This is a genomic window from Promicromonospora sp. NPDC050249 (assembly GCF_040656015.1).
In the GTDB taxonomy this organism is placed as follows: domain Bacteria; phylum Actinomycetota; class Actinomycetes; order Actinomycetales; family Cellulomonadaceae; genus Promicromonospora.
This window is the reverse complement of record NZ_JBFAKY010000050.1, coordinates 18,957-30,248: the sequence shown is the minus strand read 5'-3', so window position 1 is coordinate 30,248 and position 11,292 is coordinate 18,957. Positions and strand designations below refer to the sequence as shown.

Here is an 11,292-nt window from a genome sequence, read left to right as displayed (position 1 = left end):
TCGTGGTGGACGAGCGCGCGATCGGCGTCGGCGTGCGGGTCCTTGCCCAGTTTGCGGCGAGCTGACCGCAGGATGTTCCTGCCGATGACGCTTCGCTCCCGTGGTGACCGCGGGAGAACTGGACAGGCGCTCTACTTCGACAACCCGGGCGAGGCCGAGGAGTGAGCCGCGCTACGCGCTCTTCTCGCGCGGCTGACGGCCCCGTACGGGGCTCTTGCGCGGCACCACGGTCGGATTCACGTTGTCGAGCACCACGGCGCGTGTGATGAGCACACGCTCGACGTCGTCACGGCTCGGCACGTCGAACATGACCTGCTGGAGCACCTCTTCCATGATGGCGCGCAGGCCGCGCGCCCCGGTGCCCCGCAGCAGCGCCTGCTCGGCGATGGCGCCCACTGCCGGCTCGTCGAACTCGAGCTCGACGCCGTCGATCTGGAACATGCGCTGGTATTGCTTCACGAGCGCGTTCTTGGGCTCCGTGAGGATCCGCACCAGCGCGTCGCGGTCGAGCGGCGAGACGGAGGCGATGACGGGCAGCCGGCCGATGAACTCGGGGATCAGCCCGTACTTCTGCAGGTCCTCGGGTCGCACCTCGGCGAACAGGTCCGCGTCGGGGACTATCGACTCCATGGGGGCGCTGAACCCGATGCCGCGCTTGCGGGACCGGGCGGCGACGATGTCGTCCAGCCCTGCGAAGGCGCCGGCCACGATGAACAGCACGTTCGTCGTGTCGATCTGGATGAACTCCTGGTGCGGGTGCTTGCGCCCGCCCTGCGGCGGCACCGATGCGGTGGTGCCCTCGATGATCTTCAGGAGTGCCTGCTGCACGCCCTCACCGGACACGTCGCGCGTGATCGACGGGTTCTCGGCCTTGCGGGCCACCTTGTCGACCTCGTCGATGTAGATGATGCCCGTCTCGGCCTTCTTGACGTCGTAGTCCGCTGCCTGGATGAGCTTCAGCAGGATGTTCTCGACGTCCTCGCCCACGTAGCCGGCCTCGGTGAGAGCGGTCGCGTCGGCGATGGCGAAGGGCACGTTGAGCATCTTGGCGAGCGTCTGCGCCAGATAGGTCTTGCCCGTGCCCGTCGGGCCGATGAGCAGGATGTTGGACTTCGCGATCTCGACCTGGTCCTGCTCGTCCGGGTTGATCGACCGGCCGGCCTCGCCTGCCTGGATGCGCTTGTAATGGTTGTAGACAGCAACGGCCAGGGCGCGCTTGGCGGGGTCCTGGCCAATGATGTACTGCTCGAGGAAGTCGAAGATCTCGCGCGGCTTGGGAAGCTCTGTCAGCCCGAGCTCGGCTGCCTCACCGAGCTCTTCCTCGATGATCTCGTTGCACAGCTCGATGCACTCGTCGCAGATGTACACGCCGGGCCCGGCGATCAGCTTCTTCACCTGCTTCTGCGACTTGCCGCAGAAGTTGCACTTCAGCAGTTCCGCGCCGTCACCGATTCGCACCACTACCTGTCTCCTCGCCTTGTGCACCCTCACGGAGTCCCGCACAGGCCGGTTGACCCAGCAGATCCGCAACGTCGAGCGGTCTTAGATCCATTCCACACCACCGGTGGCTCGTTGTCAGCCCGGCGGCCCGGCGGGTCGCACGACCGATATTCACCACATCATGACAATTTTGTCATGTTCTGTGCAGCGTGTCCCACCATGCCCGACGCCGGGGCTCGTCGTCCACCGCTATTGGTGGCACGCCCCGGCGTCGGGAAGCGGTCTCGACGGAACTGACCGGAGAGATCAGTTCGTCACGACCGTGACAGGCTTGCGCGACTGGAGCACCTCGTCGACCAGACCGTACTCCTTCGCCTGGGCGGCGGTGAGGATCTTGTCGCGCTCGATGTCGTTGCGCACCTGCTCCTGCGACTTGCCGCTGTGCGTCGCCAGCGTCAGCTCGAGCCACTCGCGCATGCGGATGAGCTCGTTCGCGTGGATCTCGATGTCCGAGGCCTGCGCGTAGCCGCCACCCTCCATCGCGGGCTGGTGGATCAGCACGCGCGAGTTCGGGAGTGCGAGACGCTTGCCCGGCTGACCGGCGGCCAGCAGGACCGCGGCGGCGGACGCCGCCTGCCCCAGGCAGGTGGTCTGGATCTGCGGCTTGATGAACTGCATGGTGTCGTACAGCGCCGTCATGGCCGTGAACGAGCCACCCGGCGAGTTGATGTAGATCGAGATGTCACGGTCCGGGTCCTGGGTCTCCAGGACCAGCAGCTGGGCCATGACGTCGTCGGCGGACGCGTCGTCGACCTGGACACCCAGGAAGATGATGCGGTCCTCGAACAGCTTGGTGTACGGGTCCTGGCGCTTGAAGCCGTACGCGGTGCGCTCCTCGAACTGCGGGAGCACGTAGCGGGCGGACGGCGTGGCGCCAGCGGTAGCAAAGGGCAGCCCCGCGACCGGGTGGGCGCGTGTACCGGCAAGGCGCTCTGCGGCTGCGATGAACTGGGCTTCAGGACTCACGATGGATCTCCTCGTCGATCAGGTCTTGATGAGTTTCCGGGCGGTCAGCTGGCCATACCGCCGCCGCCGGCAAGCGCAGCGCTCTCGACGACGTGGTCGACGAAGCCGTACTCCAGCGCCTCGGCGGCCGTGAACCAGTTGTCGCGGTCGTTGTCCTTGATGATCTTCTCGATCGGCTGCCCGGTCTGCTCGGACGTCAGCTCGGCGAGCACCTTCTTCATGTGCATGATGAGCTGCGCGCCGATCCGGACGTCGGTCGCCGTGCCGCCGATGCCGCCCGACGGCTGGTGCATGAGCACGCGGGCGTGCGGCGTGATGTAGCGCTTGCCCTTCGTGCCGGAGGACAGCAGGAACTGTCCCATGGACGCGGCCATCCCCATCGCGACGGTCGCCACGTCCGGCTTGATGAACTGCATGGTGTCGTAGATCGCCATGCCGGCTGTGATCGAGCCGCCCGGCGAGTTGATGTACAGCCAGATGTCCTTGTCGGGGTCCTCGGCCGCGAGAAGCATCATCTGCGCGCTGATCGCGTTCGCGTTCTCGTCGCGCACCTCCGACCCCAGCCAGATGATGCGCTCCTTGAGCAGCCGGTTGTAGATGGAGTCGTTGAGCCCGAAACCAGCACCCTCCGCCCGCGCTACCGGCCCAGCATCCATCCGCAGCAGATCGTTCACGTCCATCTCCTCGGTTCTGACTCTCGTCTTTGGACCACGTCCTACGACGTCGTGTCGCTCGACCCTAACGTGCCCTCGCCCGCCGGAACTCCTGATTCGGAGCCCGTTTCGCCTACAGCGCATCGGTGCTGCCCACGGCGAAGTCGGGGGGAACGCGGACGGCGGTCCGCACCCTCACGCCGAGGGTGCGGACCGCCGTCGGGCGTCATGCATCGGCCCTCTCGGGCCGGGTGTACGTCAGGCCTTCGCAGGCTTCGACGACTCGGGCTCAGCGCCCTCGGCAGGCGCCTCGGGCGCCTCGTCGTCAGCGGCCTCCTGGGCCTGTGCCACGGCCGCGTCGAGCGCGGCCTGGGCCTCGTCGACCTCTTCCGAGCCGATGAACTCGCTCAGGTCGACGACGTTGCCGTCGGAGTCCTTGACCTCGATCTGGCGCAGGGCGACCGCGAGGGCCTTCGAGCGCGCGACCTCGCCGACCATGGCGGGGATCTGCCCGCCCTGCTCGAGGGACTGGATGAACTCGCTCGGCTCCATGCCGTACTGCTGCGAGGCGCTCACCAGGTACTCGACGAGCTCGCCCTGGCTCACCTGCACCTTGAGCTTCTCGGCGAGGGTGTCGAGCAGGATCTGGTTCTTGATCGCCTTGGTCGCGTCGGCGGTGACCTCGGCGCGGTGCTCGTCGTCCTCCAGGCGGCTCTCGGACTCGAGGTGACGGTGCACCTCGGCCTGGACCACACCGGTGGGCACGGGGACCTCGACGGTCTCCAGCAGCTTCTCCATGAGGGCGTCGCGGGCGCTGACGGCCTGGTTGGAGGTCTTGATGCCGGCGACCTGGGTCTTCAGGTCGTCCTTGAGCTCCTCGAGCGTGTCGAACTCCGAGGCGAGCTGGGCGAAGTCGTCGTCCACCTCGGGGAGATCGCGCTGCTTGACCGAGGTCGCGGTGACGGTGACGTCCGCGTCCTTGCCCTCGTGGTCGCCGCCGGCCAGCGGTGCCTTGAAGGTGGTGGTCTCGCCGGCGGACAGGCCGGTCAGGGCCTCATCCAGGCCCTCGAGCATGTTGCCGGAGCCGATCTGGTACGAGACGCCCGACACGGAGTCGACCTCCTCGTCACCGATGACGGCCTTGAGGTCGATGACGATGTAGTCGCCCTCCACGGCCGGGCGGTCGACGCCGACCAGGGTGCCGAAGCGCTCCCGCAGGGCGTCCATGCGCTCCGCGACGTCCTCGTCGGTGACCTCGGTGGAGTCGACGGTCAGCTCGACATCGGAGAGCTCGGGCAGCTCGATCTCCGGGCGCACCTCGACCTCTGCCGTGAACTTCAGCTGGCCCTCGCCGGCCTTGGCCGGCACGTCGGTCACGTCGATCTCGGGCTGGGCGAGCGGACGCAGCTCGGTCTCGCCGAGCGCGTCACGGTAGAAGCCGGAGAGCCCGTCGTTCACGGCGTGCTCGATCACCGCGCCCCAGCCGACCCGCTGCTCGATGATGCGCGGGGGCACCTTGCCCTTGCGGAAGCCGGGGACGTTCACCTGCTCCGCGATGTGCTCGTAGGCGTGATCGATGCTCGGCTTGAGCTCGTCGTAGTCCACCTCGACGGTCAGCTTGACCTTGGTGGGCTCCAGGGTCTCGACGGCGCTCTTCACTTCGATGGTCTCCAGAATGTCGGGGGTGCGCGCACGCCGGCGTACTGCTTCCCGGGGTGGCGCGGGGATGCTCAGCTCAGTTGCCGCTGCTCGCCGTCAGCCGCGCTGACGACGACGTGCAAGAGACGCACGGGCAACCCGTCAATGGTACGCCCCACGGCCACGGGCGCCGAATGCAAACCGGTGGCGTGCCGCACACCGTCCGGCATCCACCGGCCGTCAGCGGCCCATCCCCGCCGTCAGGCCCGCCACTATCTGGCGTGTGGCCACGAGGAACAGGACCACCAGCGGCAGCGTGGCGATGACGAGGCCCGCGAACAGGGTGGACCACGACGTCTGGTACTCCCCGAAGAACGTGGTCAGGCCGACGGGCAGCGTGTACTGCGAGCGGTCGCGCACGAGGATGAGCGGGTAGAAGAAGTCGTTCCAGATGGGCACGAAGCGGAAGACCACCACCGTCGCGACCGCCGGGCGCACGAGCGGCAGCAGCACCGACCAGAACGTGCGCAGCGGTCCGGCGCCGTCGATCCGGGCGGCGTCCTCCAGCTCGTCCGGGAGCTGGCGCAGGAACGTGGCGAGCACGAACACGGAGAACGGGATCGACACCGCCGCGTAGACCAGGATCAGGCCGGTCCGGGTCGAGGCAAGGCCGATCGTGTCCAGCAGGTAGAAGATCGGCACGATCATGAGGAACACGGGCATCATCAGGCCCGACACGAACACCTGCTCGATGACGCCCATGAGGCGCGAGCGCGACCGGGCCAGCGCGTAGGCGGCCAGCAGCGACACGACCGTCGACAGGGCCACCGAGGCCGTCGTGACGAGCACCGAGTTGAGGAAGTACGTGGAGAACGACGCCTCCACCCAGGCCTGGCGGTACGCGTCCAGCGAGGGGCTGACCGGCAGGCCGAGCGGCTCGGCGACGAGCTCCTGATCGGTGCGGAACGAGTTCCACACCATGATCAGCAGCGGCACCAGCGCGACCGCGGCGTAGCCCCAGAGGACCAGGTGCACCGCGGCGCGCTTCACGTCAAACTCCGTTCGACGCGGCGGAACCACCGGGTGAACAGCACCGACACCCCGACGATCACGACGAACAACAGGATCGCCACCGCCGACGAGACGCCTATCGCGTTGGAGGCTCCCGAGCTGAACGCGGTGCGGTAGAAGAGGAGCGACATGACGTCGGTGGCCCCCGCCGGGCTGCCGTTGGATCCCCCGAGGGCGTACGGGATCGGGAACGCCTCCATGGAGAAGATGAACGTCAGCACGCTCACCGTGCCGATCACCGGCACCAGCATGGGCAGCGTGACGTACCAGAACCGCTGGCGGGAGGACGCGCCGTCGAGCATCGCGGCCTCCTCCATCGTGGGGTCGAGCGAACCGAGCGCTGCGCCGTAGACCAGGAGCGGGAACCCTACCCACTGCCACGCTGTCACCAGCACGACCACCCACAGGGCGGTGTCAGGGTCGCCCAGCCAGGGCTGGGCGACGGACTCCAGGCCGACGGCGCGCAGGGCGGCGTTCACCGGGCCGAACAGCGGCGAGAGCAGCAGCGACCACAGGTAGCCGACCACGAGCGGCGAGACGAGGTACGGCATCGTGTACAGCACCTGGAACAGCCGGCGCATCCGCTCCCGCCTGTGCAGCACGTACGCCAGCAGCAGACCCACGGAGTTCTGCACGACCATGGCCCCGGCGAACAGCAGCCCGTTGTGCGCGAAGGCGCGCGGGAGCTGGCTGCGGTACGGCTCGGTGGTCAGCAGCGTGACGAAGTTGTCCAGCCCCACGAAGGTGCCCTGCGCGGTGCCGCGCCAGGAGAACAGCGAGTAGGTGAGCGCCGTCGCCATCGGGTAGAGCACGAAGACGGCGAACAGCGCCGCCGCGGGCAGCAGGAAGAGCAGTGCGACGGACGTGGGGAGCGCCGCTGTGCGACGGCCGCTCACTCGCCCGGCGTCCACCAGGCCGAGAGGCCGTCCTGGATGATCCCCGCGGCCTGCTCGGCGTCGGCGTCGCCGAGGAACAGCTTCTGGCCCGCCTCCCCCATCAGGTCGGTGCCGACGGGGTCGCCGTAGCGGTAGTCCACGAGCAGCAGGTACGGCGCGGGGTTCTCCTGGTAGAGGTCCCACATCTCCTGCTGGAGCGGGTCGGAGAACTCGACGCCGGGGATCGGCGAGAACTGCTTGAGCTCGTCGGCGACCAGCTGCCCGAACTCCGGCGTGGCCAGCCAGTTCAGCAGCGTCTCTGCCTCCTCCGGGTGCTCGGTGGCGGCCGACAGGCCCCAGTTCCCGTCCGCGTACCCGGGGCTGACCGGGTGGTCCAGCGCCGCGCCGGGCGGCGGGGGCACCTGGAACACACCGAGCTCGAGGTCCGGGTTGGCCTCCTGGAAGAACGCCAGCTCGTACGAGCCGCCGGCGAACATCGCCGCCTGCTCCGAGGTGAACAGCACCTGCGCGTCGGTGTACGCCACGCCGGTCACGTCCTCTGGCATGTACTTCTGCAGGTCCTTGAGCGTCTGGATCGAGTCGACGTACGCCGGGTCGGTGAAGTCGGTGTCGCCGTCGCGCAGCGCCTGCTGGAAGTCCGCGCCGCCGTACTGGGCGGACGTCAGGGCGTCGTGCACGGTGGGCACGAACCATCCGTCGCGCGCGCCCACCGCGAGCGGTGTGACGGAGGTCCCGAGGAGCTCGTCGTTGATCGCCACGAAGTCGTCCCAGGTCTCGGGCTCCTCCAGGCCGTTCTCCTCGAAGATCGCGGTGTTGTAGTAGACCTGGATCGTCTGGGAGGCCAGGGGCACGCCGTAGACCGCGCCGTCCTCGCGCCCGCGAGCGCCGTCGAGGATCGCGTCGTCGAACTCGCCGAGCGCAGGGACGAGGTCCTCGAGCGGCTCGAGGTTGCCGCCCTCGACGAGCGGCTGGAGCAGGCCGTAGGACCGCACCTGTGCGATGTCGGGCCCGTCGGAGCCGGTCAGGCCGGTGCGCAGGATCTGGTCGTACTCGGTGTTGAGGTGGGCCTGGAAGTTCACCGTGATGCACGGGTTGGCCTCTTCGAAGACGTCGAAGATCTTCTCGTACGTCTTGACGTCCTCGGTGCGCCAGGACCACACGTCGAGCGCTACCGCGTCGCCGTCGCACCCCTCCCCCGCCGCCCCGCCGGGTTCAGGGCTGCCCGTCGACGGTGCGCAGGCGGTGAGCGTGAGGGCCACGAGGGTTGCGGTGGCTCCTGCGGCGAGGGACGTTCGGTGGTTCATGCGCCGGACGCTTCCGGTCCGACGTCGGGCTGTCAAGCAATTTCGCTGTATCGAAATAACGTGTCGCAGGCCTCAGCGGCCCGCGGTGACGTTTCGTGCGATCCGGTGGGCATCGGCGGCCATCTCGCGGAACATGCCGGAGATCGGGTTGGTGAAGCCCGTGAAGTAGAGGCCCCGCGCGGCGGGGCGGCCGTTCGTGGAGATCGGCTTTCCGTGCTCGTCGAGCACACCGAGGTGGCCCATGACGGGCTCCAGCGCGCGGCGGTAGCCGGTGGCGGCGAGGACGACGTCGGGGGCGAGGCGGGCGCCGCCGGTCAGGACGACGTCGCCGCCGTCGAACCGCTCGATCGCCCTGACCACCCGGATCGTGCCGGCCTGGACGGCGGCGACGAGGCCGATGTCCTGCACGGGGATGGCGCCCTGGGCCACGCGCGTGGCCAGGCCGACCTCCGGGATCGGCAGACCGAGGTGCGCGAGGTCCGGGAAGCTGGCCTTGCGGACGGGGACGCTGAGGGCGTCGACGAGGGCGGTCGGCAGGTGGCGCACCAGCAGGCCCGTGTACTGCGCGGCCCACGGCCCCTGGTTGCGCGGCACGATGTGCGGCGGTGTGCGGACCGCGAGGTGGACGCTCGCGGCGCCGTTCTCCGCGAGGTCCTGCGCGATCTCGGCTCCCGTGTTGCCCACACCGACGACCAGCACGTCCTTGCCCGCGTAGGGGGCAGGGTTGCGGTACCGGCTCGCGTGCACGACCTGCCCCGGGAACGTGTCCTGGCCGGGCCAGTCCGGGAGGTGCGGCGTGTGGTTGTACCCCGTCGCGACGACGACGGCGTCCGCCGTGCGCCGGTCTTCGGCGGCGCCCTCGCCGGTGGTCGTGATCGTCCATGCGCCGTCCGCGCGGTCGAGGCGCGTGACCTCGACGCAGTGCTCGATCCGCAGGTCGTGGTGGGCGGCATACGCCTCGAGGTAGCGGACGACGTCGTCCCGCGCCACCCAGCGGCCGAACTCACGCGGGATCGGGAGACCGGGCAGCTGCGAGAGCCCGCGTGTCGTGTGCAGGTGCAGGCGGTCGTAGTGGTGCCGCCAGGCGTTTCCGACGTGCTCCGACTTCTCCAGGACCGTGACGTCAGCACCCTTCGCCCGCAGGGCCGCGGCGGCTGCCAGTCCGGCAGGCCCGGCGCCGATCACGTACACGGTATGAGACATGGGTGGAGCGTAGTGGTGCACGGTAGGTGCCGGGTGGGCTGAACCTTGTCCGCCTCACCCGGCACCCAGCCGGTCTAGAAGTCGTCCGCCGTCCGGATCCGGTCACGGATCCAGCGGCCGGACTCCTTGAGGTTCCCGGTGCCGAAGGAACCGCTCGCGCAGCTTCCCTGGGTGAGGACCGCTCCGGACCGGTGGTCGTCGGAGAAGTTCCAGTTCACCCAGCTGATCTTCTTCGACGCCGCCAGGTCGAGGTACCGCTGCGACATGGCGAAGTTGTTGGCGCCCTCACCGGCGTAGTCCTGGGTGCCGAACTCGGTGATGAACATGGGGATCCGGTCCGCGGCCCGGGAGAGCGCGTTCAGGTAGTCCTGCCCGTGCGACGCGGCGTAGAAGTGGAACGTGTACATCACGTTCGATGCGTTGACCGGGTTGTTCACCACCTCGGACTCGTTGGAGCCGTCGGAGACGCCCAGCGACGACCACGCGCGTGTGCCCAGCAGGATGACGGCGTCCGGGTCCTTCGCGCGGACCACCGGGATGATCTGCTCGTGGTAGCCCTTGATGGTCTGCCAGGACACGCCGTTGGGCTCGTTCGCGACCTCGTAGATGATGTTGTTCTTGCCGTTGTTCCGCTCGGCGATCGCCGTGAAGAACGTCTTGGCCCGCTGCAGGTTGAAGTTCGGGTCGCCCGGGTCGAGCATGTGCCAGTCGACGATCGCGTACATGCCGCGCGCCGTGAGCATGTCGATGTAGCGGTTCACCAGTGCGGTGAAGCGTGCGGGGTCGGTCTCGTAGCCGCCCTCCTGCACGTAGGTGGAGATCCGCACCACGTCGGCGTTCCAGTCGTACGCGAGGGTGTCGAGCGAGCCGTCCGTGACGCACTGGGAGTACCACTGGGTGCCGTGCGTGCTCATCCCGCGCAGCTGGATCCGCTTGCCCTGCTGGTTGCACAGGCCCACGCCGCACACGCGGAGCTGGCCGTTGGCCGCGACCGGCGTGCCGGCCTCCGGAGCCGGGTCGGTCGGCGTCGGCTCAGGAGCCGGACCGCCGTCGCACGTACCGCTGAGGGTCCAGAGCGTCGGGGTCGACGCCGGGTCCCAGCCCGCACCCGGGTGGGCGGTGTGCGCCATCGTCGCGGTGTAGGAGCGGCCCTCGTAGGTGACCTGCTGCCCTGCGCGGTAGCTCGTGCCCTCCGCCCAGGTCGGCGCGGAGCACTCGCTCGTGACGGCGGTGACGGCTGTGGCGGGCAGAAGGGGGACGAGGGCCGTTCCTAGCGCCAGCATCGCGGCAGTGGCAACTGCGACGACAATCGGGGCGCGGCGGGAGACCATGATGGGACCACCTCAGTTCGTCTGTTGATCCGGAGCAGGTCACGGCTACGCTGCCGGCCTGCTGGTCGCCCAGACGCTAGCAAGGTGGGTCGCCGGGTGATATCGGGGATTTCCACACGGTTTCACGACAGCCGGCGCCAGCGCCGCGGCGCCCCGGGCGTCCGCTGGTCAGACCCGCTCGCGCCAGGCGCGCTGCAGCTCGGTCACCTCGCGCAGCACCCGTCGGAACTCGGCGTACGTCTCCTCGCCCACCGCCTCGGCATGGCGCCGCTCCAGCGCCTCGACGACGGCGTCGGACCGGGCCATCTGGTCCAGGCCGCGCTCCGTCGGCACCACGAGCTTGGCCCGACGGTCGGCCGGGTCCGGCCGGCGCTCGACGTACCCGAGCGCCTCGAGCTCGTCGACCACCTTGCCGACCACCTGCTTGTGCTGACCCGACCGCTGAGCCAGATCGGTAGCGCGGCTGCCCTCGGGGTCCAGGTACGCGAGCACCGCCCCGTGCTGGGGCCGCAGGTCCGGGTGCCCCTGCTCCGCGAGCCGTGCGAACAGCTCGCCCTGCACCGCGAAGAGCAGGCGGCCCGCGCTCACGCCGAGATCAGGGTCGGTGCTCTTGCGCTCGCTACGTCGCACGGTTTCCTCACTCTCGAACATGCAGTCCCCGCACATTCTAGTCACCGGATCACATAGTCACCGATGTTGACTTTCAGCGTTGGTGATCTTACGGTGAGCT

At 68.8% G+C, this 11,292-nt stretch carries 10 protein-coding genes; all 10 read right to left on the bottom strand.

All coding sequences use genetic code 11. The features are described from left to right. Window positions 1-171: 171 nt before the first annotated feature. On the bottom strand, window positions 172-1,461 hold the full coding sequence (clpX, locus tag AB0I32_RS25470; RefSeq protein ID WP_116674419.1) for an ATP-dependent Clp protease ATP-binding subunit ClpX: 1,290 nt from the start codon (window positions 1,459-1,461) through the stop codon (window positions 172-174). 285 nt (window positions 1,462-1,746) lie between these two features. Next, on the bottom strand, window positions 1,747-2,466 hold the full coding sequence (locus AB0I32_RS25465; protein ID WP_357511187.1) for an ATP-dependent Clp protease proteolytic subunit: 720 nt from the start codon (window positions 2,464-2,466) through the stop codon (window positions 1,747-1,749). A 44-nt stretch (window positions 2,467-2,510) separates the two neighbouring features. Continuing rightward, entirely contained in the window at window positions 2,511-3,146 is a 636-nt protein-coding gene (locus AB0I32_RS25460; RefSeq protein ID WP_357450314.1) for an ATP-dependent Clp protease proteolytic subunit, read from the bottom strand. 231 nt (window positions 3,147-3,377) lie between these two features. Next, window positions 3,378-4,778, bottom strand: coding sequence for a trigger factor (gene tig, locus AB0I32_RS25455; RefSeq protein WP_357511185.1), 1,401 nt, complete (start codon window positions 4,776-4,778; stop codon window positions 3,378-3,380). Between the two features lie 219 nt (window positions 4,779-4,997). Further along, complete coding sequence (locus AB0I32_RS25450) at window positions 4,998-5,807, bottom strand: carbohydrate ABC transporter permease (protein ID WP_357511183.1); 810 nt, start codon at window positions 5,805-5,807, stop codon at window positions 4,998-5,000. After that, window positions 5,804-6,724 (bottom strand): sugar ABC transporter permease, encoded by a 921-nt coding sequence (locus AB0I32_RS25445; protein WP_357511181.1) that lies wholly within the window; start codon window positions 6,722-6,724, stop codon window positions 5,804-5,806. The genes AB0I32_RS25450 and AB0I32_RS25445 overlap by 4 nt, the downstream gene beginning before the upstream one ends. After that, on the bottom strand, window positions 6,721-8,028 hold the full coding sequence (locus AB0I32_RS25440; RefSeq protein WP_357511179.1) for an extracellular solute-binding protein: 1,308 nt from the start codon (window positions 8,026-8,028) through the stop codon (window positions 6,721-6,723). The genes AB0I32_RS25445 and AB0I32_RS25440 overlap by 4 nt, the downstream gene beginning before the upstream one ends. 72 nt (window positions 8,029-8,100) lie before the next feature. Then, on the bottom strand, window positions 8,101-9,231 hold the full coding sequence (locus AB0I32_RS25435; protein WP_357511177.1) for an NAD(P)/FAD-dependent oxidoreductase: 1,131 nt from the start codon (window positions 9,229-9,231) through the stop codon (window positions 8,101-8,103). Between the two features lie 74 nt (window positions 9,232-9,305). Next, window positions 9,306-10,562 carry a cellulase family glycosylhydrolase gene (locus AB0I32_RS25430; RefSeq protein ID WP_357511175.1) on the bottom strand — a complete coding sequence of 419 codons (1,257 nt, stop codon included), beginning with the start codon at window positions 10,560-10,562 and terminating at the stop codon, window positions 9,306-9,308. Between the two features lie 168 nt (window positions 10,563-10,730). Further along, entirely contained in the window at window positions 10,731-11,192 is a 462-nt protein-coding gene (locus tag AB0I32_RS25425; protein WP_357511173.1) for a MarR family transcriptional regulator, read from the bottom strand. Window positions 11,193-11,292: the final 100 nt, after the last annotated feature.

Excerpts from the sequence above, each read along its gene's own strand:
- AB0I32_RS25460 (WP_357450314.1), bottom strand. The coding sequence starts at position 3,146 with ATGGACGTGAACGATCTGCTGCGGATGGATGCTGGGCCGGTAGCGCGG.
- AB0I32_RS25440 (WP_357511179.1), bottom strand. The coding sequence starts at position 8,028 with ATGAACCACCGAACGTCCCTCGCCGCAGGAGCCACCGCAACCCTCGTG.
- AB0I32_RS25435 (WP_357511177.1), bottom strand. The coding sequence starts at position 9,231 with ATGTCTCATACCGTGTACGTGATCGGCGCCGGGCCTGCCGGACTGGCA.
- AB0I32_RS25430 (WP_357511175.1), bottom strand. The coding sequence starts at position 10,562 with ATGGTCTCCCGCCGCGCCCCGATTGTCGTCGCAGTTGCCACTGCCGCG.